Here is a 23,825-nt window from a genome sequence, read left to right on the forward strand (position 1 = left end):
CCGCCCATAGTCGGCTTCCTGACCGCAGCGTTACCCCAAAGGGGTCAGGCCTGGAACGTCGTCCGGCGGCGGCGGGCAACCAGGAAGGCGAGGATGCCGACCACGACGAGCAGGGTGCCGCCGCCACCGATCAGCGCGGCCACCGGCCCGGTGAGGGGCAGGCCACCGCCCGTGCCACCCGTGCCGCCCGGTTCTCCGGCGACCACCACGGCCGGAGTTGAGCTGGTCCCGGTGGCGACCGGGGTGGGAGACGAGGTCGGCGGGGTCGGGCTGGGGGTCTCGCTGGGACTGGGGCTAGGACTGGGGCTGGGGCTCGGGCTGGGGGCGGCGCCCGGGTTGAGCACGATCGAGGCTTTGTCGTTCGACCTGTCGAGGTCGGCGGCGAAACGCTGGCACGAGCACGCCGGGTTGGCCTCGACGGAGCCGGTCGCGTCCGGCGTGAGCTTGTCGATGCGCAGGCCGAACGTCCAGCTCACGGTCTGGCCCACCGCGAGGAGGGTGCCCGTGTCGCAGAGGTAGTTCCTGTCGTCGTCCCTGCCGCAGTCGTCCGGGACCGTCACGACGGTGGCCCCGGCGGGAACCGTGATGACGGCGACGCTCGCGGAATTGCCGCCGCGGGAGCCGCCGAGGACCGCCGGGCCGTTGTTGCGCAGGCTGACCGTCGCGTCCACGGTCGTGCCGGCGGCGCCGGAGACCCGGGTGCCGATCGCGGTGATGTCGGCGCTCTGCTTGCCGGTGACGGCGACGTCGAAGTCGCTGACAGCGCTGGTGGTGAAGTCACCCGAGGGCAACGCGTCGAGCGCGAGCGGGGCACCGGTGCCGGGCGTGCCGTGCTCGTCGGCGTCGAAACCGTCGAGGGGTGACCATGAGAACTGGCCGGCGTAGCGCGAAGGCGCATAGGTGTCGGCGCGCAACGTGTAAGGAATGCTCACCTGGTAGCTCCCGCCGGGCAGCAGGTCCTGCACGAACAGGCAGGCACCGACGACCGCCGTGCCCAGCTCCCCGGCGTGGTAGCGGCAGTTCTCCGCCGAGGTGGCCGGCTCGATCGGATGGTCGGTATACAGCGAGAGCGCGACGCCGTGCACGACCTCCGTGCCGTTGTTGCGCACCGTCACCTGGGCGGAGAATGCGCTGCCCGGGGCGGCCTCGACCGTCCACGACCTACCCGCGAGCAGAACCGGATCCGCGGCGCTTGCCGGCGTTGCCAGACCAAGAACCGGCGCCGTCAGACCAAGAACCGGCGCCGTCAAACCAAGAAATGCCGATGCGGCAAGCATGAACCGGCGCATGGCGGATCCTTCCGGGGCAATCCAAAAGCTACTGCCCTGAAGCGTAAGGACCGCACACAATGCAAGATGTCCCGTGACCGGGGCCGGCCGATTTTCGAGGCCGAACCGCAATCAGCCGATGGTCTGGAACGAGCGCTTGGAGAAGCCGAGCATGTAGCCCTCGATCGCCGTCTTCACCGGGCTCGTGGGATCGGCCGAGGCGCCGAGGGTGACGAAGAGCGGGGTGTAGTGGTCCGGGGTGGGATGGGCGTAGGGCATGCCCGGGGCGCGGTCCTGGTAGGCGGCGAGCTCGTCGATGTCGCCGCGGCCGAGGGCGTCGGCGGCCCAGGCGTCGAAGTCCGCGGACCAGGCGGGGATCTCGCCGTGCTGGACCATGGCGCGGGTGAGGAACGGCAGGCCGTGGACCATGAAGCCGGAGCCGATGACCAGTACGCCCTCCGCGCGCAGCGACCGCAGCCGGGAACCGATCTCCATCAGCCGGGCCGGGTCGTGGGTGGGCATGCTCATCTGCAGCACGGGGACGTCGCCGAGCGGGTACATCGCCATCAGCGGGACCCAGGCGCCGTGGTCGAGGCCGCGGCGCGGGTGCTGGTGTACCGGTTCGGAGTCCGGCATGACCGCTGCTACCCGCCGGGCGAGGGCGCTCGCGTCGGGGGTCTCGTACTTCATCTCGTAGTAGCGGCGGTCGAAGCCGCCGAAGTCGTACACCAGCGGGGTCCTCGCGGCGGTGGCCGACAGCATCAGCGGCGCGGATTCCCAGTGGGCCGAGACGATCAGGATGCTCGTGGGCTTGGGCAGCGACTGCGCCCAGTCGAGGAGTTGAGCGAGCCAGGGACCGTCGTCGAACAGCGGCGGGGCGCCGTGGCTGAGATACATCGCCGGCATCGGGCCGTCGGCCGGGGTCCAGGAACGCTGGGCGCGGGCCCGTTCCAGGGCGCCGGGCAGGAAGGCGTCGTACGCCCCCGCGGGCACGTTCAATCCGAAGGGCGAACTCATCACCGGGCTCCTGACACTTGAAGCTTGAAGTGACCACGATAGCCGACAGTTGACAGCTTTAAGTAAGACGAGTTAATTGTTAGTTGCCTTGCCGATTCGGGACGGACCCCCACCGCCACCCCGGAGCGGTGCATCCCCCCAAAGCCATGGAAGGCCCGGCATGAATCGACGACGACTCCTCGCCATCGCCACCTCCACCGCCGTAGTGGGCACCCTCGGTGTCCTGGGCATCACGAACGCCGGCGCGGCCACGACCGCGGCGGCGCTCGACCCGGCCGTCGCGCCCGGCGGCAACTTCAACCTCTCGGTCTGGTCGCTCCAGCTGCCGATCGGCTCGCCCGGTTCACCCACCACGATCGCGCCGGCGCAGCTCAAGGGTGCGAGCGGGTACAGCAACCCGGCGTACTTCTGGACCGACAAGAACGACGGCTCGATGACGTTCTGGGCGCCGGAGAAGGGCGTGACCACGCCCAACTCCAACTACGCGCGGTCCGAGCTGCGCGAGATGAACGCCAACGGCAGCGCCGCGGACTGGCCGCTCGCCGGCAACCACACGCTCACCGCGAACCTGCGGATCGTGTCGGTGACCAAGAACGTCGCCGTCGGCCAGGTGCACCTGGGCTCGGGCGGCTCGTCGACCAAGCCGCTGCTGGAGCTCTATTACCGGCCCAACGGCGACATCTACATCGGTACGGAGAACTCGCCCGACGGTGGACAGACGCTGCACCTGGTCGGCAACGTCCCGCTCGGCACCCGATGGAACTACGTCATCAACGTGACCGGCAACAAGATCAACCTGACGGTAAACGGGTCGAAGACGACGTACACGATCCCGTCGTCGTTCAACCCGTACAAGCAGTACTTCAAGGCCGGCTCGTACAACCAGAGCTCGTCGGAGAGCACCACCAACGGTGCGAAGGTCAAGTTCTACACCCTGACCGTCTCCCACAGCTGATCGTGCGTGGGGGCCCGCATAGGCTCCCACCTGTGACAGAACCAGCATTGCCGAAGTGCCCGGTCACGACCCGGCTGTACGAGGGCGGCCGTGTCGTGGCCGAGGGCTTCGGTGCCGTGGAGGCGGCGAAGAAGCTCGACGAGCACCCCGACGCGGTGCTCTGGATGGACCTGCTCGATCCCGACGAGGCCGACCTGCAGGCGATCGCCCCCGCCTTCGCCCTGCACCCGCTCGCGGTCGAGGACGCGGTGCACGACCACCAGCGTCCCAAGCTCGACAGGTACAGCAACCACCTCTTCATGAACGTGTACGCCGTCCAGGTCACCACCGGCGGCCCCGTCCCGACGATGGACAAGTGGGAGATCAGCTCGTTCATCACCGACCGGGCGCTGATCACCGTACGCAAATCCGACGTCGACATCACCGGCGTGCTGAAGCGCTGGGACGCCGACCCCGAGCTGGCGAAGAACAGCGGCGTCGCGTTCCTCGTCTACGGCCTGCTCGACGTGGTGGTCGACGGGCAGTTCGCCGCGGCCCGCGCGCTGGACGAGGCGATGGACAAGACCGAGGACGCGATCCTGGAGGTCGGCGGCGCCCCGCGCCCGGTCCGGATGTACGGCTTCGGCCTCCGCAAGGCCCTCGCCCACCTGCGCCGCCCGGTAGCACCGATGCCCTCGCTGATCGAAGAAGTGCTGCGGCTCGAGGTCGGCCTCGTCGACGACCGGTTGAAGCCCTACTACCGCGACGTGGACGACCACGCCCGGCGCGCGACCGAGACCCTCGACGCGTCCCGGGACCGGATCATCGGGCTGCTCGACGCCGACCTCAACGAGCAGAGCAACGCCCTGAACGACATCACCCGCAAGCTCGCCGCGTGGGCCGCGATCATCGCCGTGCCGACGGCGCTCACCGGGTGGTTCGGCCAGAACGTGCCGTTCTGGGGTTACGAGAAGGTTTCCGGCTTCGTGGCCAGCGTGTTTCTGATCCTGGTGTCCGGCGGCTCGCTCTATGTCTACCTGAAACGACGCGGCTGGTTGTGATCTCGCGTACCCTGCCCGGGGATCTTCGGCCGGGTGGGGAGCGAAATGATCGGTTTGGTGCTCGGTGCGGTCCGCGCGCGATCCGCGCAGGCGTTGACCGTGCTCATCCTCACCGCCCTCGCGGCCGCCGTCGCGGTCGCCGGTCCGTGGTACGCCGTAGCCGCCGCGAGCCGCGCCGCGGCCTCCGATGTGGCCAATGCCCCGGCGGGGGAGCACGTGATCTCCGTACGCCAGTCGTCCAAGGTGGCGGAGGACCCGCGGCAGGGCCTCGACGCCTTCGCGAGCACCGTCCGGCGCCTGCTGCCCCTGCCCGACCTGCAGCCCGTGCTCGGCATGTCGCTGTCCCGGACGGCGTTCGCCGGTGCTTCCCGCGTCTCGATGGCGCTGGCCTACCGCGACGGGTTCTGCGACCACGTGCAGCTGGTCGGCGAGTGCCCCGCGCGCGCCGGTGACGTGGCGATCAGCCTGGACTCGGCCCAGCGGCTCGGCCTGGACGTCGGGAGCACCCTGAAGATCGGCGCCACGGATATCTCCGAGCCGATCGAGATGCGCGTCGTCGGCCGTTACAGCACCACTGACCCGGCAGGGGAGTACTGGAGCAACAAGCTCTACCGCGCCGACGACGGCCTGCCGCCGGCCTTCACCCCGCTGGACACGTTCAGCAATCCGATCCTGATGGACCCCACGCTCACGTACGACGTCGGCCTGCCCGCGGCGCTGATCCGCGGCGACGGCGGCTATGACCTGATCGGCGCGCTGAACCGCGCCGGGCAGGCGTTCGACGACGCCGACCTGCGCCTCGTGATCCCGACCGGGCCGCTGCTGACGACGATCGCGCGCGACCGTGACCTGGTCCGCGACGGCGTGCTGGTGGCGCTCGGCCAGGTGCTGGTGCTGAGCTGGTTCGCCATCGGACTCGCGGGGCGCTACACCGGCCGGGAGCGGCGGGGCGACGCCGCGCTGCTGAAGCTGCGGGGCAGCACCCGCCGGGGCATGTTCGGCCTCGCGTTCGGCCAGCATCTCGTCCCGGTGGCCGCGGGGGTGCTGCTCGGCTCGCCGCTGGGCCTGCTCGCGGCGTGGGGACTGGCCGGCCCGGTCAAGGAGGCCGCCGACCGGAACACGGCACTGCTGCTCTGCGCGGCGGCGGCACTGGTCGTGCTCCTCGGCGGGCTGCTGGTGCTCATCGCCGTGGAGTTCGCCGTGCTGCGCCTGCCGGTCGCGACGCTGCTGCGCCGGGTGCAACCGGCCCACCGCGGATGGCGCGCCGACCTGCTCGACCTCGTACTGATCGGCGTCGCGGTCGCCGCCGTCTACCAGGCCCGCGCGGGCGCCGCGGATCGCGGGCTCGCCCTGGTCGCGCCCGCTCTCGTGGCGCTGGCGCTGGCCCTGCTGCTGGCGCGTCTGCTCGGCCGGATCGCCGACCGGGCCGGGGCCGCCGCGCTGCGTACCGGGCGGCTGCGGCTGGGTCTGACCGCCGCGCGGGTGTCCCGGCAGCCCGGCACCGACCGGGTCTTCACGCTGGTCACCGTCGCGGTCGCGATCCTCGCCACCACCGCCGGCATCTGGTGGGCGGGGCAGACCGCCCGCACCGGGCGAGCCGAGGTGGAACTGGGCGCCGCGCGGGTGCTGACCGTCGAGGCACCCAACCGGACCACTCTGGAGCACGCCGTCCGCACCGCCGACCCGGACGGGCACAACGCCATGGCGGTCGTCGCCGACCTGGGCAAGGTCCCGCCGGTGCTGGCGGTCGACAGCTCCCGGCTCGCCGCCGTCGCGAACTGGCGTCCCGAATACGGCGATCCCGCCACCCTGGCGCGGGCCACCCCGGACCGCGAACCGGTGCCGATCACCGGCGACCGGCTCGACCTGCGGGTCCGCAGCGACGGCCCGGCACCGGTCACGGTCTCGGCCGTCGTGCAGAACGAGGCCACCGGCCTGATCGCCAGCGCTGTCTTCGGACCGCTGAAGAAGGGCACCCACACGGTCAGCGCACGCCTCGGCGGTGGCTGCACCACCGCACCCGGTTGCCGGCTGGTCCTCTGGGAGCTGTCCGCCGCGCAGGGCATGCCCACCGGAGCCAAGGTGACCGTCACGGGCCTCAGCCAGCGCAACCCCGGGCGGACGGTGCTGGACGACACCACGCTCGGCGACATCTCCCGGTGGCGGGCGGACCTCGTCGGGGCGGCCATGGAGATCACCGCGCGACCCGGTGCCCTGACCCTGGCGATGAACCCCAACCTGAGCGGCGCGGCGAACGTCGGCACCCGGGTCTACGCCGCCGACGCGACGCTGCCGTTACCCGTGCTGCTGGCCGGGGCGCCGCCGACCGACTGGCAGTTCAGCGACGCGCTGCTGTATTCGGTGGGCGTATCCGCGGTGACCGCCCGGGTCGTGGGGACGGCTCCGGTGCTGCCCGGGGTCGGGCGGTCGGGCGTACTCATGGACCTCGACGCGGCCCGGCGGGTGGCCGCCGACGCCGACCAGGGCGGCACCATGCAGGTGTGGCTCGCGCAGGACGCGCCCGCGTCGCTGCTGCCCGCGCTGACCAGGGCAGGGCTGACGATCGTGGGTGACGACTCGGTCTCCGCGCGCGCCGACCGGCTCGACGAGCAGGGTTCCGCGCGGGCCGCGGCGTTCGCTCTTTTCGCGGCCCTGATCGGGGTCCTGCTCGCTGCTGCGGCCGTCGCTGTCGCGACAGCCGCCGACCGGAGATCCCACTTGGAACAGCTGCGTGCGTTGCGAGTGCAGGGGCTGACCGTACGCGCTGCCGTGAGCATCGGCTACGCAGCCGGAACGGTGCTCGTGGTCGCCTCCGTGCTGGCCGGAGTGCTCGCCGCCGCGACAGCCGGCCGGATCGCCGGGTCCACCGGGTTCGTGTTCACCGACAGCTGGGACATCGTGCCGCCACCATCGCCGCTGGGCGCCGCCGCCCTGATCCTGACCGGGCTGGCGACCCTCGTCGTGCTCGGCGTCACCGGCCGCCTCTCGCTGCTCTCCCTCGCCCGCGGCCTGCGTGACCAGGGCCAGGGCACCCGAAGCCGGCGCGGCCCGCGTGGGCGGGGAGGCGACCGATGACCACGCTTGTCCTCGCGATGCTCTGGGTCCGCCGCGGGCAGGCTGTCGCCCTCGCGCTGCTGTCGCTGCTGGCCGTCGCGGCGTCGGTCGCCGCCCCGGCCTACCTGCGGGCCGCCGATCGCGCGGTCGCCGCCGGGCAGGTCGCCACCGCCACCCCGGTCGAGCGCGGGCTCGCCCTCAGCAAGTCCGAGGACGACCGCAACGACCCGCAGGCCGCCGAGGGCAACGGGCTCGGCTTCACCACGCTCGGCCCGGTGCTGGCCTCGCTGCCCGGTTTCACCGGCGTGTACGCGTCGGAATACCCGGCCGTCGGCATCGAACCGGACCCGGCCAACCGCACCCGGTTCGTCTTCCGCCAGGACGTCTGCGCGCACCTGTCGCTGGTGAGCGGCCGGTGCCTGGTCGGCGAGGGCGACGCGGTGATCGGCGAGCAGACCGCGAAACGGCTGGAGCTCGCGCCGGGTGACACGATCACGCTGGCGTACGCGCATTTCAGCACGGACCCGCGTACCCCGATCTTCCTGGCCGACGGCGCCGAGAAGCGGATCACGGTGGCGGGCACCTACACCGTGCCGGATCCGGACGCGGCGTACTGGGGAGCGCACGGCTACTTCTCCGCCGACACCGGGGACCGGCCCGGTGAGCCGCTGTTCGTCGGCTTCGCCACGCTGAACACGATGGACCACGGGGCGACCGTGAAGTCGGTGGACAGCACCGCCGGACCGGGCGCCCTCGACGTGGACAAGCTCGACGGGCTGCGCGCGGCTCTGGGCGACCTGACCGACCTGACCGGCAAGCTGAACACCACGGTCGACGTGCGCACCGGCCTGCCGGACCTGCTCGACCGCATCGACTCCGGCCGGGCCGCCGCCCGCCAGATCGTCCCGGTCATCGCGGTCCCGCTGATCGTGCTCTCCTGTTTTGTCATCTTCCTGGCCGCCGGCTACGGCGCCGAGGGCCGCCGCCCCGAACTCGCCGTGGTCGCCCTGCGCGGCGTGCGCTGGTACGAGCGCTGGTGGCTGACCACCGGCGAGAACCTGATCGCCATCGTGGCCGGCTCGGTGCTCGGCTGCGTGGCCGGGCAGTTGCTCGTGAACCTCATGGCCGCGACCCTGTTCCCCGGTGTCGGCGCCGCGGCGGGGTTCGCCTCCCTGATCTACGCACCGCTCGCCGCCGTCGCGGCCGTCCTCGCCGCGCTGCTCGCCCAGCGGCGTCAGCTCTTCGCGCAGGTCGCCGCGCTGCTGCGCCGGGTGCCCGGCACGGGCCGGCGCCCACCGGTGCTCGAGGCCGCCGCGATCCTGCTCGCCGTCGTCACCGGCGTCCAGCTCGCGGTCTCCGGCGGCGACCCGACCGGGGCCGGGCTGTTCGCGCCCGCACTCATCATCTTCGCCGTCGCCCTGGTGGTGGCGCGTGCCCTGCTGCCGCTCGTCGCCCGGATCGCCTCCCGGGCGCTGCGCAACGGCCGCGTCGGCGTGGCGCTGGCCGGTCTGCAGCTCGCCCGGCGCCCCGGGGCCACGGGGCTGTTCTCGTTGCTCATCGCGGCAGTCGCGGTGACGGTCTTCGCGTTCTGCGCGGTCGACTCGGGCACCCGCGACCGGGAAGTGGCCGCGGAGCTCGGCACCGGCGCCGCCCGTGCGGTCTCGGTCCAGCCCGTGACGCCTTCGCAGTTGATGACCGCGGTGCACACCGTCGACCCCCACGGCACGTTCGCCATGGCGGTCGCGCGTACGCCCGGCAACGCCCCCGGCGAACCGGCCGGCCTGGCCGTCGACGCACCCCGGCTGGGCGCGGTCGCGAACTGGCCCGGCAGCGGCCCGTCCGCCGCCGACGTGGGCGCACTGCTGCACCCGAAGGCACCCGACGCCGTGATCATCCGGGGCCAGGACGTCAACATCTCCTTCGAGATCAGCGGCGCCCGCGCCACGATCCCGCTGAACCTCACGCTCGCGGTCAGCTCGATCACCGGTCGCGGGTCGGCCCGGATCTCACTCACCCAGCTGGGCAACGGCTCCAACGAGTACGCCCAGCGCGTCGCCGCCTGCGCCCAGGGTTGCCGCGTCGACGGTGTGCAGGTCAACTCCACCGACGCCACGTCCGGCGTCGCCGCCCACCTGCGGATCACGGCCCTGGGCAGCATCAACCCGGTCGTCCCGGCGGTCAGCGCGGAACGCCTCGGCAACCCCGCGCAGTGGCGGATGTCCAGCTACGGCAAACTCACCGCGGACGACGGCGCCCTGGGCGTGGACATCGACGCCCCGAGCGGCATGGGCACCAGCGGCGCCTGGATCCAACCGGTGGACGCCCCCGATCCGATGCCCATCGTCTCCTCGGGCCGTCCCGCCGACGTCATCACCGGCCTCGACGGGCGGACCCTCGCGGTGGACCGGGTCGCGGAGGTCCCGGCGGTGCCCCGGCTCGGCCTGCGCGCCACCCTCGTCGACCTCGAGTACGCCGACCGTGCCGCCACCCAGTCCGGCATGGCGACCGACGCCGAGGTGTGGCTCTCCGCCACAGCCCCCGCCGACGTGCTCGACCGGCTCGCCGCGCAGGGGCTCGTGATCACCGGCGACATCCGCGCGACGGTGGCCCGCGACCAGCTCGACAACCAGGGGCCGGCGCTGGCCCTGTGGTTCTACGTCCTCGCCGGCTGCCTCGCGATCGTGCTCGGTGCCGGAGCACTGGTGCTCGCCGCCGTTGTCGACCGGGCGCGTCGCGTGGAGGATCTCTCGGCGCTGCGTACCCAGGGACTCGATCGCAGGTCGGCGGGGCGGGCGACGCTGTGGGCGTACCCCATGATGGTTCTGATCGCGGTCCTCGCCGGGACCGGGACCGGACTGGCAGGCTATGGACTGACCGGCTGGGCCCTGCCCCTCGCCGGGCTGGAGCCGCCCCCGCTGCCGCTGCCGATCTGGCCGCGCGCGTGGGTGATCGCCCTGGTCGCGCTCGCGATCCTGGTCGTGCTCGGCGGGGTGGCGACCCTGACGAGCCGGAATCTGCGAAGGAGTGTCCTGTGAGGACGTTGACGGTAGAGGGCGCCGACCTGGCCTACGGCGACGGGGTTCCGGTGCTGACCGGGGTCACGGTCACCGCCCGCCCCGGCGAGCTGCTCGCGGTCACCGGCACCTCGGGCGCCGGCAAGACCACGCTGCTCTCGGCCATGGCCGGCCTGCTGCCCCCTGCTGCCGGCCGGGTGCTCGTCGACGGGGACCCGCTGCTGGACCGCGACCAGGGCGTGAAGCTCGGCGTCGTGCTCATCCCGCAGGACAACGGGCTCGCCGCGATCCTCACCGCCGAGGAGAACATCGCGGTCGCCATGATCGCGACCGGCGGCACCCCCGCCGAGGCCCGCCGCGGCACGTCGACGTCGCTGGAGAAACTCGGCCTCTCCGGGCAGGCGGGCCAGCTCATCGAGGAGCTCTCCGGCGGCCAGCAGCAGCGTACGGCCATCGCCCGCGGCCTCGCGCTACATGGCGACGTCCTGCTGGCCGACGAGGTGACCAGCGAACTGGACGCCGCCAACCGCCAACGGGTGATCGACCTCCTCCGCGCCGAGGCCGACCGGGGCGCCGCCGTCGTCTTCGCCACCCACGACCCAGAAGCCGCAGCCGCCTGCGACCACGAACTCCACCTCGCCGACGGCACCGCGATCCTGGTCCGCTGATCTTCAGCCGGCCTCTGGTTCCGGCCCACTGACCTTGGGTCGGCGTCTGGTCCCGGCCCGCTGGCCTTCGGTTGGAGTCTGGTTCCGGCCGGCTGGCCTTTCGGCCGGCGCCGCACCGACGTGGGCTTATCGTTGCGGCATGGAACGACTCGCGCACCACGCCCGGCTGGAATGGGAAGGCTCCACCGGGGTCGGCTACCGCGCCTACTCCCGCAACCACAGCGCAACGGCCGCACCCGCCTCGGCGTCACTGCAGCTCAGCGCCGACCCGCACTTCAAGGGCGACGCCACCCTGCTCAACCCGGAACAGCTCATCGTCCTCGCCGCCAGCTCGTGCCAGATGCTGTCGTTCCTGTCGCTGGCCGCCCGCAAGCACCTCGACGTGGTCGCCTACACCGACGACGCGACCGGCTACCTGAGCGAAGACCTCCGCAAGGCCTCCATCGAACAGATCACCCTCAACCCGACCATCACGGTCACCGAAGGCACAGACGAGGGTTTGGTACGCGAACTGGTCGAACAGGGCCACGACGAGTGCTACATCGCCAACTCGCTCAACTCCACGATCACCATCACTCCAACGATCGTGTTCGCAGGGTAGCCAGAGCGCCGTGTCAGCGCAGCGAAGGTCACGCTGCGGGCTTCACCAATTGGGCAGACCTGCTCGGCCAATGAGCTCCTCAACAAACGCGCTCATGTAGACGCCCCAAGGGGGAGAAGGCGTAGTCGAATCGACGGCTCCGGGGGAAGGGTGTTGTCCCATCGGCAGCTGATTTTGATGTCGAAGGAGGGTTATTCAGGACCTGCCTTGAGTTGCAGATCGCCGCAGGTGGACGGTCTGATTTTCGGTGTGGTGCCCCGAGCGGGTCAGGTGTTGGTGGGCTAGCAGGCGGCTGCGTACCTCACCTGCCAGCGGTTGATAAAACGGGTCCAGTCGAACAGGTCACCGGCGGCACGCCTGCGGTCACGCTCAGTGTCGGCGTCAGCGTCGGCCTGCGTGGCGTTCGCTGTCCGGAACAACGCACGAGCTGCCTCGATCCACCCGAGGTTGCCGTCCGGTGTCCGCGCCTCGGGGGAGTCGCGTCGCAGCCGGGCGGTATGGCCCAAGGCTTTCCCGAACGCTCGCCGGACCCGGTGCTCACGGCGGAACACTTCGATTGCCGCGGAGTAGTTCCGGCGCCGTGTGGGGTCACGTAGCCACGCCAATTCGACTGCCGTAAAAATTTCCAGCTGCGCGTATTCCATCCCTTAATTCTTCTCAGGGAGTCGCGTGATCGGAAGGGGTAGGCGTGCCATTGCTGGGTTGAGATAGATCATAGGGGCGTGAATGGCAGATGGTGAGTATTTAGTAGGTTGAAAAATGGTGGCGGGTGGAGGGCGACCATTGTCACACTTTGACGCACCGTCCCTATTGGTGCGTTGGAATTGATTCGCTGAGCTTCACACGCAGATCCCGCGCGAGCTGACCGCGGTAGGAACTGAGGACCTCGTAGAGAACCTCGCGGACCTCCTCGTCCGGGTGGTCGACCAGGTAGGCCAGTTTCTCGGCATCGCCCCGGGACCGCGCGCCCAGGTCCCACAGCACGTCGATGATTTCCTCGGCGGTCTGCGCGACCTGCAGCTTCGCCATGAGCTGGGGTTTTGTCGGCCGTGGTGGGTCGTAGGGGTAGCGGCGGCGGTCCCGGCCCGCAGCCGGCGTGCCCCGCTGGATGCAGCAGGAGCACGGCCGGGTGCCATGGGCGTTCGGCTGGTAGCGCCAGCCGAGGCCCTGGGGGACCTGGCGGACGTGGCGGACCTCGGCGGGCGTGATGGCGCGGGGGACGAAGATCTCGTAGCCGCGGGGGTCGGCGACGTCGCGGATGATGCCTATCGCGCGGGCGGCCGTCACGTGTTGGGGCTCCGCGTTGTAGTGGCCGACCAGGACCATCTCGTCGTCGGGGATCTTGATGTGGACGGCTGCCAGGACTCCGGGGTGCCAGCGGCGTAGTTCGCGTACCCACTGGTGGGTGAGGGTGAATGACGGCAGGACGGCCATGCAGTAGACGCCGCGGCCGCGGCTGCGGGCCGCCACCCCGGAGCGGAGGACCCTGGCGGCGTTGCGCTGCGGCGTGAGATGCATGAGACCGGCCATAATCCGGCGATGCTATCCGTGCCGCCGGAAAGTTCTCGAGAGAATTCTGGCGGGCGGTGTCGGATCCGGGGTGGGGAGTTCGTTGCAGGGGTGAGAGGCCGCCCGGTGCGGGCGGCCCGGGGCAGAGGAGACGAGCCGAGATGCAGTATCTGATTTCTGTGATCGACGACAGGACCAACTCCGGCACCGAGGAGGAGATGGCCGCGATCGACGTGTTCAACGAGAAGCTCCAGAAGCAGGGCTACTGGGTCTTCGCCGGGGGTCTCGCGGCGCCCAGCTCGGCCACGGTCATCGACAACCGGAACGACGCGGCGGTGTTCACCGACGGTCCGTTCGTGGAGTCGAAGGAGCACATCGCCGGTCTCTGGATCTGGGAGGCGCCCGACCTCGACGTCGCGCTCAAGCTCGCCACCGAGGGGTCGAAGGCCTGCAACCGCAAGCTCGAGGTCCGGCCATTTCACTAGACGCGGCGATCACCCGTGCTCACCGCGAGGAGTGGGCGCGGGTCGTTGCCGCCCTGAACAGGCGCTTCGGTGACCTCGACGTCGCCGAGGAGGCCGCCGCCGAGGCCTTCGCGGTCGCCGTCGAGCGGTGGCCGGTCGACGGCGTACCCCCGAATCCCGGTGCCTGGCTGACCACCACCGCGAACCGTAAGGCCATCGACCGGATCCGGCGGGAGAGCAAACGCGACGACAAGCACAAGGAGGCTCAGGTGTTTCACTACGACGATCCGCCTGAGCCCACCGGCGCCATCGACGACGACCGGCTGCGGCTGATCTTCACGTGCTGCCACCCGGCGCTCGCCATGGAGACCCGGGTCGCGCTGACGCTGCGCATGGTCGGCGGGCTGAGCATGCCCGAGATCGCCCGCGCGTTCCTGGTGCAGGAGACCGCGATGGGCCAGCGGATCACCCGCGCGAAATCGAAGATCAAGGCGGCGCGCATCCCGTACCGGGTGCCGGCCGCGGAGGATCTCCCGGGCCGCGTCTCGGGCGTGCTGGCGGTGCTCTTCCTCATCTTCAACGAGGGCTACCTGGCGACCGGGCCCGACACCGATCCCGTACGCCACGACCTGACCGCGGAGGCGATCCGGCTCACCCGCCTGATCCGGGCCCTGCTGCCGGACGACGGTGAGACGGCCGGGCTGCTCGCGTTGATGCTGCTCACCGAGGCCCGCCGCACCGCCCGGGTCTCCCCGGGCGGCGAGCTGGTGACCCTCGCCGAGCAGGACCGCGGCGCCTGGGACCCGACGCTGATCGCCGAGGGCCACCGGCTGGTCCGCGAACGCCTGGCCGCGCGGGTCGCCCCGGGCCGCTACCAGATCCTCGCCGCGATCAACGCCGTCCACACCTCGGCCCGCGACGTCCGCGACACCGACTGGTCCCAGGTCGTCGCCCTCTACGACCAGCTCGGCCGGATCGACCCCTCACCGATCGTCACCCTCAACCGGGCGGTCGCGGTCGCGGAGCTGGACGGCCCCGACGTCGCCCTGGCCGCCGTCGACCGGGTCGCACCCCGGCTGGCCGACTATCACGCCTTCCATGCGACCCGCGCGGACCTGCTGCGCCGGCTCGGCCGCAGCCAGGAGTCGCGGGCGGCGTACGACAAGGCCATCGAGCTGGCCGGCAACACCGCCGAGACCGCTTACCTCACCCGCCGCCGCGACCAGCTCGGCTAGGTGCAGGGTTCGGCGGCGGGCCAGTTGCCGGCGCGGAAGGCGGCCGGGGGAGTGCCGACCAGGCGGCGGAACTCCGCGGTCATGTGGGACTGGTCGTAGTACCCGGCCAGGGTTGCCAGCTCGGGTAGTGGCAGGCCGGGGTGGTCCAGCACGGTGTTCACGCGGCGCAGGCTGAGGTAGCGGAGTGGGGGCATGCCGAGCGCCGCGGTGAACAGGTTGCGCAGGTGGCGTTCGCTGAGGTGCAGACGCCGTGCGGTGTCCTGGACGGACACGCCGTTCTCCAGCAGCGCTGTCGCCTTCTGGAGGAGCGGGGACTGCTGCGGAGGCAGGACCGGGGCATGCGATCGCAGTGGGACGATCCGGTCGGTGAGATCGTTCAGCGGGACGCCCAGGAAACGTGTTGCTGCTCCGGGCCGGAAACGCAACGCCCGGCACACAGCGTCGGCACGGGTGGAGTAGTAGCGGGCGCGTGTGCGGGGGCCCATCACCACGGGGCCCGGTGCGTCGGCCGGCCAGACGAGCAGCGTGCCCGGGTCGGGGTGCTCCATGGCGGTGGTGCCGCGGACACGGTGCCGGATGACGCCGGGGCCGCTGAACCAGGTCGACATGCCTCCACCGTAGAGCCTGTGCCGATTCTTCCTAGAGCCCGTGCTCCCCGCGCTGGCACCGTCATCACCATGATTCTGGTAACCGGGGCGACCGGCACGATCGGCCGCCATCTTGTCCCGCTGCTGCTCGCCGATGGCCACGATGTCCGCGCGATGACCCGGGACCGGGCGCGGATCGAGCCGCGGTCCGGGCTGGAGATCGTGGAGGCGGACTACGACGATCCGGGCTCGTTGCAGGCGGCAGTGCGCGGTGTCGACGCTGTTTTCCTGGTGACGGCATCGTCTTCGGTACGCCACGACGCGGCGATGGTCGAGGCCGCGGCCGGGCTGCGCGTGGTCAAGCTCTCCGCGATCGGGACGGGGGCGCGGGTCGGCTCCGCGGTGCTCGGGGCGCTGCATCTCGCGGCTGAGCAGCTGGTTCGGGAGCGGACCCGGTGGACGATCCTGCGGCCGTCGGTGTTCGCGTCCAACTCGCTGCACTGGCGTGACGAGGTGCCGAACGCGACGGGTGACGCCGGGAGCGCGGTGATCGACCCGCGGGATGTGGCTGCTGTCGCGGCGGTGGTGCTGGGCTCTTCGGCGTACGAACACCGGATCTTGACTTTGACCGGGCCGCGGGCCTTGAGCGTGCCCGACCAGGCCGGGTTGATCGGCAAGGTCCGGGGCCGCAGCCTGACCGTCCGGGAGTGGGAACCGGAGGTGGAGGAGTGGCGGCTCGGCGCGGCATGGACCCGCGCCGGCCACAACGCCGTGGTGACCGGCGACGTCGAGGAAGTGCTGGGCCGCCCGCCACACAGCTACGAGGACTGGCTCAGTTCCGTGCCGGCCGATGGTTGGTGATGGCGGTGACCAGGTCGTCCCAGAGCTGCCGAGGGCGGTCGTGCCCCATGTCGGGCACCAGCATGAGCTGCGCGCCGGGGATGAGCTCGGCCGTCCGCTCGCCCCCGCTCGGTGCGATAAGGGTGTCGTCCAATCCATGGATGACCAGCGTCGGGACCTGCAGTTTTGCGAGATCTGCGGCGCGGGAGCCGGCCAGGACCATGGCGCCGAGCTGACGTGGAATGCCGGCCGGGTAGTACGCGCGGTCGTAGCCGGCCGCCGCTAACTCCCGCAGCGCCCCGACATCCGCGTAGCGGCGCGATGCCCACACCAGATCGCGCTCGATGGCCATCCGCTGAGCGATCATGCCACCCATCGAGGAACCGACAACGTGTGCGTGTTCGATCTGGACATCCTGGGACACGCGGGCGACGGGCACCCGCGACCCTGCCACAGCAACGCCGCCCACGCCTCCGAAATTCGGTTCTGAGGTTTGGGGCTGTGGGGCAGGGTGTAGGGCATGGGTGACTACGCGTATTCGACCGCGGGCGAGTTGGTGGCGGCGATGGACGGCGGCGAGGTTTCGGCGGTTGAGCTCACTACCGCTGCGATCGCCCGGATCGAGCGGCTCGACGGTGACATCAATGCGGTTTGCGTGCGCGACTTCGACCGGGCGCTCGTGGCGGCCGAGGAAGCCGATGCTGCGCGGGCTGGGGGCCAGGGCGGGCCCGTGCTCGGCGTACCGATGACCATCAAGGACTCGATCGATGTTGCCGGCCTGGCGACGACGTGGGGGTTTCCGCGGTTCAAGGATCATGTGGCGGCCGCCGACGCGGTCGCGGTGGCCCGGCTCAGGGCGGCCGGGGCGGTGATTCTCGGCAAGACGAATGTGCCGCTCGCGCTCGGCGACTTCCAGTCCTACAACGCGATCTACGGCGTCACGAGCAATCCGTGGGACCTCGGGCGTACGCCGGGTGGCTCGTCCGGCGGTTCGGCCGCCGCGCTCGCCGCCGGTTTCGGCGCGGTGTCGATGGGATCGGACATCGGTGGCTCGTTGCGGGTGCCGGCGCATTTCTGCGGGGTGTACGCGCACAAGCCCTCGATCGGCCTGCTCCCGTTGCGCGGGCACACGTTCCCGGGCACCCGGCCGCTGCCCGACCTCGGCGGCGACCTGGGTGTCATCGGACCGATGGCCCGCGGCGCGGCTGACCTCGCGATGATGGTCCGGCTGCTCGCCGATCCCGACGAGGCCGGCCTGGGCCTCGCCTACCGGACGGCGTTGCGCCCGGCGCGGCACGACGAGCTGGGGTCTTTCCGGGTCCTGATCCTGGAGGCGCACCCGCTCGTCCCGGTCTCGTCCGAGGTGCGTGCCGCGATCGACGTTCTGGCCAAGAGGCTGGAGGCGGCCGGGGTGACGGTCCTGCGGCACAGCCCGCACCTGCCCGATCTGGCTGAGGGCGCCCGCTCCTACCTGCGCCTGCTCCAGGCCGGCATGTCAGCCGGCTTCCCGCCCGAGGTCTACGCGGCCGCTCTCACGACCGCGGCCGCCCTCGACCCGGACGACACCTCGCTGGCCGCCGAGCGGGCCCGGGGTGTCGTCCTGAGCCATCGCGACTGGGTCGCGGCCGACACCGTTCGCGCCGTCCAGCGGGCACGGTGGGCCGAGCTGTTCACCGACATCGACATCGTGGTCGCGCCGGTGTTCTCGATCCCGGCGTTCCCGCACGACCACGGCGAACCGATGGTGATGCGCACGATCACGATCGACGGCGAGGAGCACAACCACCTCGACCAACTGGTGTGGGGCGGCATCGCCACGGCGCCCGGACTCCCGTCGACCGCCGTCCCGGTCGCCCGCTCGGCGCAGGGCCTGCCCATCGGCGTCCAGCTGATCGGCCCGCTCTTCGAGGACCACACCCCGATCCGCTTCGCCGAGCTGCTCGACCGCGAATTCGGCCGCAGTGGTTCGGCGGAGGCCGAAGTGTCGCGGCCCTAGCCTTTGCGCATGAGGGATATCGAGGTGGTGCTGGACGATGTGCCCGGGGCGCTGGGGGAGTTCGGGCGGGTGCTCGGCGCGGCGGGAGTCAGCCTGGAGGGTGGCGGCGTCTTCGGGGGCGTCGCCCATTTCCTGGTCGAGGACGCCGACCGGGCCAGGGATGCCCTGCACGCCGCGGGCATCGGGCCGGTCAGCGTTCATGACGTCGTCAGCCTGCGGCTCGACCAGGAGTTGCCCGGCAGCCTCGGCATCGTGGCCGCCCGTTTCGGCGAGGCCGGCCTCACCATCAACACCCAGTACAGCGATCACGCCGGCAACCTGGTCCTGGTCGTGGGGTGATCAGTCGAACTCCTCGATGTACTCCTCGGGCGGGCCGAGGGAGGGCTCAGTGCACAGCTCCAGCACGCCGCCGAGTCTTTCCAGCTCCAGGATGGTGACCGTGTTGAGGCCGGGGCGGAGCAGCGGGCCGGGGCAGTAGAGGGTGAGCTGCGGGCCGATGTCCCAGTAACGGCCGAGCAGGAAGCCGTTGACCCAGGCCAGGCCGCGTCCCGAGCCGGGCAGAGCGAGGAATGTGTCCGCCGGCTCATCGACGGAGAAGGTGGCGACTGCGAAGCCGGTGCCGGTGGTCGGCGGTCCCGCGGACAAGGCGCTCTGCAGAGACTCCGATGACCACTCTTGCAGGGCGACCGGCGTGCACTCCCAGCCCTGGACCGTGCGGCGGTCGATCAGGACCGGGCCGAGGACTCCCTTGTGGCCACCGAGCGCCGGCCCGTAATTGACCCGGCCCAGGCTTTCCACGAGCAGGTCAAGACGGACGATTGCGCCGGTTCCGCGTACCCGCAGGCTGGGATTTTCGGGGGTGACCGTGCCCAGCGGCGTGCCGTCGGCAAAGACCAGAGCCCGGTCCCGCACATCCGTCACGGTCAGTTGGTGGTCACCCGTCGGAATTCTCGGGTACGCCCGGAGCAGCGCGATCCCCGCGTCCAGCCCCAGCCGTTCGAAACTGGCCGGGCGTGGCCCGCTCGTGGTCGGCGCGGGCACGGCGCGCAGGCTCGCGAGCAGGTCGGAGCGATGCTCGAGCGGCAGCCGCGCGGCGGGCAGAACCGGAAGGCGCGCCGATACCCGCAGCGGGGCCGTCGCGCCCAGGACCGCGCGCATGGCATGGAACTTCGGGGTGAGCGAGCCGTCCTCGGCGATCGGGGCATCGGAGTCGTAGCTGGTGACGGTGGGTTGCAGGCGGCCGTCCCGCTCGTTGGCGCCCGCCCAGAGGCCGAAGTTGGTGCCGCCGTGGGCCATGTAGATGCTGACGCTGCCGCCGTCCTCGATGATGCCGCCGAGGGTGCGGACGGCGCTGTCGACACCGCGGACGTGGTGCTTCTCGCCCCAGTGGTCGAACCAGCCGTTCCAGAACTCGGCCACGACGAACGGCTCGTCCGGGCGGCGGGTGGCGAGCAGTTCGCGCGCCGGGCCGGGCTTCGAGCCGAGGGTGGCGGCGGTGAGGGTGCCGGGCAGCGTGCCGCCGTCGAGCATCAGGTCGGTGGGGCCGTCCGCGGTGAAGAGCAGCTCGGTGATGCCGCGGTCGACCAGGGCGGTGTGGTTCCAGCGTACGTAGGCCTGGTCGTCGCCGTAGCTGCCGAACTCGTTCTCCACCTGAACCGCGACGACCGGGCCACCGGCTGCGGCCTGCAAGCCGGCGATGCGGGGGATGAGGTCGTCGAACCAGGGGGCGACCGCGCCCGTGAACGCCGGGTCTGAACTGCGCAACGCCACGTCACGGCCGGTGAGCCAGCTGGGCAGGCCGCCGTTGGACCATTCCGCGCAGATGTACGGCCCGGGACGCACGATCACGTCGAGGCCCTCGTCGCCGGCGGTGCGTACGAACTCCTCCAGGTCATGCCAGCCGTCGAAGTGCGGGGCGGTGTCCTCGCGGGGCTGGTGGAAGTTCCACGGCACGTATGTGTCGACCGTGTTGAGCCCGAGGTCGCCCAGGCGCTGGAGCCGGTCGCGCCACAGCCGGGGATGGACGCGGAAGTAGTGCAGGGCCCCGGACAGGATCTGGTGCGGCACGCCGTGGCGGTAGAGCCGGCGGTCGTTCCAGGAGAGGGCGGGTGGTTCGATCACGGCGCGAGCCTATGTTATCGATGCCATGCGTAACAACGGCAGTATGCTCTGCCCTTCAAAGAGGTTCGAAGGAGCGTTATGACCGAGGCCGTCGCGCGATCCGTCAGGCAGCCGAGCATGGCTGACGTGGCACGCACCGCCGGGGTGTCGGCCCAGACCGTGTCCCGGGCGTTGCGGGATTCCCCCAACGTCAACCCGGAGACCAGGCGGCGCGTGCTCGACGCCGTCGACCAGCTCGGATACCGGCTCAACAATGCGGCCCGGGTGCTCTCCTCCGGGCGCAGTTTCACGATCGGGCTGGTCCTGCTGCAGTCCGGCGGCTACTACTCGCGCTCCGCGGTGACCGCCGGCGTCGAGGCGGCCGCGGGTCACGCCGGCTACGCGGTCAACATCGCGACCATCGCCGGGCTCGACACCGGCCTGATGGAACGGGCCCTGTCCAAGCTCGCCGACCAGGGCGTGGACGGCATCATCATCGCCGTCCCGCTCATCTCGGTCACGCAGAAGATGGAGGACATCACCCGGGACATCCCGACGGTGACGCTGGACGGGTCGCGTACGGCCGGGGCCCGGGTGCTGGGGATAGACCAGCTGGAAGCGGGTCGGCTGGCCACGCAGCACCTGCTCGACCTGGGCCACCGGCAGGTGTGGCACGTCTCCGGCCCGGACGAGTGGATCGAGGCGCGGCAGCGGCTGCAGGGCTGGCGGGAGTGCCTGGCCGCGGCGGGGATCGAGGCGCCGCCGGCCCTCGAGGGGGACTGGTCACCGGATTCCGGGTACCGCCAGGGGCAGATCATCGCGATGATCCCGGACGTCACGGCGGTGTTCGCGGCCAGCGACGAGATGGCCTTCGGGATCATCCGCGCGCTGCGGGAGCGGGGCCGGTCGGTGCCCGAGGACGTGTCCATCGTCAGCGTCGACGACATCGCGCTGGCCGCGTACTGTTCGCCGCCGCTGACCACCGTGCGGCAGGATTTCTACCGTTCCGGGCAGGCCGCCGTCGAGTTGCTGCTGGACCCGGATGGCGCCAACGCCTCCGTGGTGCCGGCGTCACTGTCTGTGCGTTCGTCGACCGCCGCACCGCGCTCGCACTGATCAGCCGATGTTCAAATTTTGTAACACCTCTTGCGTGATCATGTTATCGATGCCACCGTAACATCGTCCGGCGCGACCGGACCCCTCAACGCCTATCGGTGTGGGCTCCTGTCCCCGGAAGGACATAGAAAGATGCGTAGAAGACTCGTCCTGGTGGGTGCCGCGGTCACGGCGCTCGGGCTCGTCGCCGGTTGCTCGGGCGGCGGGGACGGCTCGGACTCCGGCAAGACCACCCTCAAGGTCGCCGCGCTCGAAGGCGGTTACGGCCGCGACATGTACACGCAGGTCATCGACGCGTACAAGGCGAAGAACCCCGATGTCGACGTGCAGCTGCAGATCTCGAAGAGCATCGAGGACGAGATCACGCCGAACATGAAGGCCGGGAAGTTCCCCGACGTCGTCGTGCTCGGGCAGGGTCGCAAGGCCGCGCTGACCGAGACCCTGGTCAAGGACAAGGCCCTCGAAGACCTGACGCCGCTGCTGACCACCAAGGTGCCGGGCGAGGAGAAGACCGTCGGTGACAAGCTCACCGGGGGCATCGTCGGCAACCTCAACACCGACCCGTACGGCGACGACAAGACGTACCTGATGCCGATGTACTACTCGCCGACCGGGCTGTTCTACAACAAGGGCCTCTTCGCGTCGAAGGGCTACAAGGTCCCGGCGACCTGGGACGAGATGTTCGCGCTCGGTGACCAGGCGAAGGCCCAGGGGCTGCCGCTGTTCACCTACCCGACCGCGGGCTATCTCGACTCCTACTTCTTCGCGCTGCTCGCGGATGTCGGCGGCGAGCAGTTCTACACCGATGTCATGACCTACAAGCAGGGCGTGTGGCAGACCCCGCAGGCCAAGCAGGTCCTCGACATCACCACGAAGCTGCTCGGCTATGCCGCGCCGACCACCGTCGGGTACGCCAACGAGCAGGACTTCACCAAGAACCAGCAGTCGATCCTGGACAACAAGGCGCTGTTCATGCCGAACGGCACCTGGATCGTCGGCGAGATGAAGGACGCGCCGCGCGCCGCCGGTTTCCAATGGGGCCTCACGCCGTTGCCGGCGGTCACTGCGGGCGGTAAGCGGTACATCACCACGTCCGTCGAGTCGGTGTGGATCCCCGGCTCGGCCGAGCACAAGGACGCGGCGAAGGACTTCATCGCCTACCTCTACTCCGACGAGGCCGCGGCGATCTTCGCCAAGTCGGACGCGATCCAGCCGATCGCGGGCATCGCGGCCAAGCTGACCGGCGAGAACGCCGACTTCTACAAGGTGTATGAGGACCCGGCGGTCTCCGCGCTGGTCGGCGGTTTCGCCGGCACCGCGCCCGTCGAGGGCGTCGACATCAAGGGCACGCTCTTCGACACCGCGAACAGCGTCATCAGCGGTGACAAGACCGAGGTGCAGTGGCAGACCGCGCTCGACGAGGCCAGCGAGAAGCTGCGCCAGGCCGGAAATTGACCCCGGCGGCCAAGCGGCGCAAGCGCGGCAACGGCGGCTTCGTGCTTGCCTGCTTGGCGCCCGCACTCGTGCTCTTCGCGGTCTTCATGATCGTGCCGACGGTGAACGTGTTCCGGATGTCGCTCTACACGTGGAGCGGCTTCTCCCCGGACATGCGCTTCGTCGGGCTGGACAACTTCCGCCGGCTGCTCGACGACGACCAGTTCATCCGGGCGTTCCAGAACACGGTGGCGCTGCTGGTGGTCGTGACCGTGGTGACGATGGGCATGGGCCTGTTCCTCGCCGCGATCATGACCCGGCAGAAACTGAGCGGCCGCAACCTCTACCGCTTTGTTCTGTACGTGCCGAACGTGCTCTCCGTCGTCGTCATCGCGGCCATCTTCTCGGCGGTCTACGACCAGGAGAACGGCCTGCTCAACGGCGCGCTGCGGCTGCTGTCGCTGGACGGGCTGCAGCAGGTGTGGCTCGGCAACCAGCGGATCGTGCTCTACTCCGTGGCGATCGCGATGGTCTGGCAGTCGCTCGGCTACTACATGGTCCTCTACATGTCGAGCATGTCGAGCATTCCCGAGGAGCTGTACGAGGCCTCCTCGCTCGACGGCGCCTCTGCCGGGAAGCAGTTCTTCTCGGTCACGTTGCCGCTGATCTGGCAACACCTGCGCACGACGCTGACGTTCTTCGTGATGAGCGCCGTCAACCTCAGCTTCGTCCTGGTCCGCGCGATGACCGGCGGCGGGCCGGACGGCGCCTCGGAGGTCCTGCTCAGCTACATGTACAAGCAGGCGTACACGAACTCGTCGTACGGCTACGGCATGGCCATCGGCGTCGTCATCTTCGCTTTCTCGTTCCTCGTCTCCCTGCTGGTGAGCCGGGCGACGAAGCGTGAGCCCCTCCAGTTTTAGGACG

General features: G+C 70.6%; 21 protein-coding genes. 14 read left to right on the plus strand and 7 right to left on the minus strand.

From position 1 onward, the window contains the following. Nucleotides 1-44: 44 nt before the first annotated feature. Both Aco04nite_RS32940 and Aco04nite_RS32945 read right to left on the minus strand, forming a co-directional pair. Nucleotides 45-1,289 carry a COG1361 family protein gene (locus Aco04nite_RS32940; RefSeq protein WP_213001139.1) on the minus strand — a complete coding sequence of 415 codons (1,245 nt, stop codon included), beginning with the start codon at nucleotides 1,287-1,289 and terminating at the stop codon, nucleotides 45-47. 111 nt (nucleotides 1,290-1,400) lie between these two features. Next, nucleotides 1,401-2,285, minus strand: coding sequence for a dioxygenase family protein (locus Aco04nite_RS32945; RefSeq protein WP_244876465.1), 885 nt, complete (start codon nucleotides 2,283-2,285; stop codon nucleotides 1,401-1,403). Nucleotides 2,286-2,445: 160 nt separating this feature from the next. Here Aco04nite_RS32945 and Aco04nite_RS32950 point away from each other — a divergent pair, with 160 nt between their 5' ends. From Aco04nite_RS32950 to Aco04nite_RS32975, 6 genes are all read left to right on the plus strand, one after another. Beyond that, on the plus strand, nucleotides 2,446-3,240 hold the full coding sequence (locus Aco04nite_RS32950) for a polysaccharide lyase family 7 protein (protein ID WP_213001140.1): 795 nt from the start codon (nucleotides 2,446-2,448) through the stop codon (nucleotides 3,238-3,240). Between the two features lie 32 nt (nucleotides 3,241-3,272). Further along, nucleotides 3,273-4,280, plus strand: coding sequence for a magnesium transporter CorA family protein (locus tag Aco04nite_RS32955; RefSeq protein ID WP_213001141.1), 1,008 nt, complete (start codon nucleotides 3,273-3,275; stop codon nucleotides 4,278-4,280). Nucleotides 4,281-4,325: 45 nt separating this feature from the next. Beyond that, complete coding sequence (locus Aco04nite_RS32960; protein ID WP_213001142.1) at nucleotides 4,326-7,355, plus strand: FtsX-like permease family protein; 3,030 nt, start codon at nucleotides 4,326-4,328, stop codon at nucleotides 7,353-7,355. After that, nucleotides 7,352-10,369: an FtsX-like permease family protein gene (locus Aco04nite_RS32965; protein ID WP_213001143.1), complete on the plus strand. Its 3,018-nt coding sequence runs from the start codon at nucleotides 7,352-7,354 to the stop codon at nucleotides 10,367-10,369. The genes Aco04nite_RS32960 and Aco04nite_RS32965 overlap by 4 nt, the downstream gene beginning before the upstream one ends. Next, nucleotides 10,366-11,016: an ABC transporter ATP-binding protein gene (locus tag Aco04nite_RS32970; RefSeq protein ID WP_213001144.1), complete on the plus strand. Its 651-nt coding sequence runs from the start codon at nucleotides 10,366-10,368 to the stop codon at nucleotides 11,014-11,016. The genes Aco04nite_RS32965 and Aco04nite_RS32970 overlap by 4 nt, the downstream gene beginning before the upstream one ends. 139 nt (nucleotides 11,017-11,155) lie before the next feature. Beyond that, on the plus strand, nucleotides 11,156-11,617 hold the full coding sequence (locus tag Aco04nite_RS32975; protein WP_213001145.1) for an OsmC family protein: 462 nt from the start codon (nucleotides 11,156-11,158) through the stop codon (nucleotides 11,615-11,617). Between the two features lie 281 nt (nucleotides 11,618-11,898). Here the strand turns inward: Aco04nite_RS32975 and Aco04nite_RS32980 are convergent, their stop codons facing one another. Both Aco04nite_RS32980 and Aco04nite_RS32985 read right to left on the minus strand, forming a co-directional pair. Beyond that, entirely contained in the window at nucleotides 11,899-12,261 is a 363-nt protein-coding gene (locus Aco04nite_RS32980; protein ID WP_213001146.1) for a hypothetical protein, read from the minus strand. A gap of 163 nt (nucleotides 12,262-12,424) precedes the next feature. Next, complete coding sequence (locus Aco04nite_RS32985; protein WP_213001147.1) at nucleotides 12,425-13,135, minus strand: HEAT repeat domain-containing protein; 711 nt, start codon at nucleotides 13,133-13,135, stop codon at nucleotides 12,425-12,427. Between the two features lie 152 nt (nucleotides 13,136-13,287). Between Aco04nite_RS32985 and Aco04nite_RS32990 the strand changes: the two genes are divergently transcribed. Both Aco04nite_RS32990 and Aco04nite_RS32995 read left to right on the plus strand, forming a co-directional pair. Beyond that, a complete protein-coding gene (locus tag Aco04nite_RS32990; protein WP_213001148.1) occupies nucleotides 13,288-13,611 on the plus strand; it encodes a YciI family protein in 324 nt (107 codons plus the stop codon). Beyond that, complete coding sequence (locus Aco04nite_RS32995; protein WP_213001218.1) at nucleotides 13,602-14,825, plus strand: RNA polymerase sigma factor; 1,224 nt, start codon at nucleotides 13,602-13,604, stop codon at nucleotides 14,823-14,825. Before Aco04nite_RS32990 ends, Aco04nite_RS32995 begins: the two co-directional genes overlap by 10 nt. Here the strand turns inward: Aco04nite_RS32995 and Aco04nite_RS33000 are convergent. Then, complete coding sequence (locus Aco04nite_RS33000) at nucleotides 14,822-15,433, minus strand: helix-turn-helix transcriptional regulator (RefSeq protein ID WP_213001149.1); 612 nt, start codon at nucleotides 15,431-15,433, stop codon at nucleotides 14,822-14,824. The genes Aco04nite_RS32995 and Aco04nite_RS33000 overlap by 4 nt on opposite strands. Nucleotides 15,434-15,502: 69 nt before the next feature. On the opposite strand from Aco04nite_RS33000, the gene Aco04nite_RS33005 reads away from it, so the two are divergent. Then, nucleotides 15,503-16,273, plus strand: coding sequence for an SDR family oxidoreductase (locus Aco04nite_RS33005; protein WP_213001150.1), 771 nt, complete (start codon nucleotides 15,503-15,505; stop codon nucleotides 16,271-16,273). Here the strand turns inward: Aco04nite_RS33005 and Aco04nite_RS33010 are convergent. Further along, entirely contained in the window at nucleotides 16,245-16,676 is a 432-nt protein-coding gene (locus Aco04nite_RS33010; RefSeq protein WP_213001151.1) for an alpha/beta fold hydrolase, read from the minus strand. The two genes, Aco04nite_RS33005 and Aco04nite_RS33010, sit on opposite strands and share 29 nt — an antisense overlap. Before the next feature lie 96 nt (nucleotides 16,677-16,772). Here Aco04nite_RS33010 and Aco04nite_RS33015 point away from each other — a divergent pair, with 96 nt between their 5' ends. Together Aco04nite_RS33015 and Aco04nite_RS33020 are read left to right on the plus strand one after the other, a co-directional pair. After that, nucleotides 16,773-18,248, plus strand: coding sequence for an amidase (locus Aco04nite_RS33015; RefSeq protein ID WP_213001152.1), 1,476 nt, complete (start codon nucleotides 16,773-16,775; stop codon nucleotides 18,246-18,248). A gap of 9 nt (nucleotides 18,249-18,257) precedes the next feature. After that, nucleotides 18,258-18,587, plus strand: coding sequence for a hypothetical protein (locus Aco04nite_RS33020; RefSeq protein WP_213001153.1), 330 nt, complete (start codon nucleotides 18,258-18,260; stop codon nucleotides 18,585-18,587). On the opposite strand, the gene Aco04nite_RS33025 is transcribed toward Aco04nite_RS33020, so the two are convergent. Then, nucleotides 18,588-20,369, minus strand: coding sequence for a glycoside hydrolase family 35 protein (locus tag Aco04nite_RS33025; RefSeq protein ID WP_213001154.1), 1,782 nt, complete (start codon nucleotides 20,367-20,369; stop codon nucleotides 18,588-18,590). A 117-nt stretch (nucleotides 20,370-20,486) separates the two neighbouring features. Between Aco04nite_RS33025 and Aco04nite_RS33030 the strand changes: the two genes are divergently transcribed. From Aco04nite_RS33030 to Aco04nite_RS33040, 3 genes are all read left to right on the plus strand, one after another. Further along, the gene (locus Aco04nite_RS33030; RefSeq protein ID WP_213001155.1) at nucleotides 20,487-21,464 is read left to right on the plus strand and encodes a LacI family DNA-binding transcriptional regulator; all 978 of its coding nucleotides are present in this window, start codon (nucleotides 20,487-20,489) and stop codon (nucleotides 21,462-21,464) included. Between the two features lie 132 nt (nucleotides 21,465-21,596). Further along, on the plus strand, nucleotides 21,597-22,919 hold the full coding sequence (locus tag Aco04nite_RS33035) for a carbohydrate ABC transporter substrate-binding protein (RefSeq protein WP_213001156.1): 1,323 nt from the start codon (nucleotides 21,597-21,599) through the stop codon (nucleotides 22,917-22,919). After that, a complete protein-coding gene (locus Aco04nite_RS33040; protein ID WP_244876466.1) occupies nucleotides 22,916-23,821 on the plus strand; it encodes a carbohydrate ABC transporter permease in 906 nt (301 codons plus the stop codon). Before Aco04nite_RS33035 ends, Aco04nite_RS33040 begins: the two co-directional genes overlap by 4 nt. Nucleotides 23,822-23,825 lie beyond the last annotated feature (4 nt).

This window comes from Winogradskya consettensis (genome assembly GCF_018332715.1).
Classification (GTDB): domain Bacteria; phylum Actinomycetota; class Actinomycetes; order Mycobacteriales; family Micromonosporaceae; genus Actinoplanes; species Actinoplanes consettensis.

What these genes read in the sequence shown, in the direction of transcription:
- Aco04nite_RS32940 (WP_213001139.1), bottom strand. Translation starts at nt 1,289, where the DNA reads ATGCGCCGGTTCATGCTTGCCGCATCGGCATTTCTTGGTTTGACGGCG.
- Aco04nite_RS32945 (WP_244876465.1), bottom strand. Translation starts at nt 2,285, where the DNA reads ATGAGTTCGCCCTTCGGATTGAACGTGCCCGCGGGGGCGTACGACGCC.
- Aco04nite_RS32950 (WP_213001140.1), top strand. Translation starts at nt 2,446, where the DNA reads ATGAATCGACGACGACTCCTCGCCATCGCCACCTCCACCGCCGTAGTG.
- Aco04nite_RS32960 (WP_213001142.1), top strand. Translation starts at nt 4,326, where the DNA reads ATGATCGGTTTGGTGCTCGGTGCGGTCCGCGCGCGATCCGCGCAGGCG.
- Aco04nite_RS32965 (WP_213001143.1), top strand. Translation starts at nt 7,352, where the DNA reads ATGACCACGCTTGTCCTCGCGATGCTCTGGGTCCGCCGCGGGCAGGCT.
- Aco04nite_RS32975 (WP_213001145.1), top strand. Translation starts at nt 11,156, where the DNA reads ATGGAACGACTCGCGCACCACGCCCGGCTGGAATGGGAAGGCTCCACC.
- Aco04nite_RS32980 (WP_213001146.1), bottom strand. Translation starts at nt 12,261, where the DNA reads ATGGAATACGCGCAGCTGGAAATTTTTACGGCAGTCGAATTGGCGTGG.
- Aco04nite_RS32985 (WP_213001147.1), bottom strand. Translation starts at nt 13,135, where the DNA reads ATGCATCTCACGCCGCAGCGCAACGCCGCCAGGGTCCTCCGCTCCGGG.
- Aco04nite_RS32990 (WP_213001148.1), top strand. Translation starts at nt 13,288, where the DNA reads ATGCAGTATCTGATTTCTGTGATCGACGACAGGACCAACTCCGGCACC.
- Aco04nite_RS33000 (WP_213001149.1), bottom strand. Translation starts at nt 15,433, where the DNA reads ATGTCGACCTGGTTCAGCGGCCCCGGCGTCATCCGGCACCGTGTCCGC.
- Aco04nite_RS33005 (WP_213001150.1), top strand. Translation starts at nt 15,503, where the DNA reads ATGATTCTGGTAACCGGGGCGACCGGCACGATCGGCCGCCATCTTGTC.
- Aco04nite_RS33015 (WP_213001152.1), top strand. Translation starts at nt 16,773, where the DNA reads ATGGGTGACTACGCGTATTCGACCGCGGGCGAGTTGGTGGCGGCGATG.
- Aco04nite_RS33020 (WP_213001153.1), top strand. Translation starts at nt 18,258, where the DNA reads ATGAGGGATATCGAGGTGGTGCTGGACGATGTGCCCGGGGCGCTGGGG.
- Aco04nite_RS33030 (WP_213001155.1), top strand. Translation starts at nt 20,487, where the DNA reads ATGGCTGACGTGGCACGCACCGCCGGGGTGTCGGCCCAGACCGTGTCC.
- Aco04nite_RS33035 (WP_213001156.1), top strand. Translation starts at nt 21,597, where the DNA reads ATGCGTAGAAGACTCGTCCTGGTGGGTGCCGCGGTCACGGCGCTCGGG.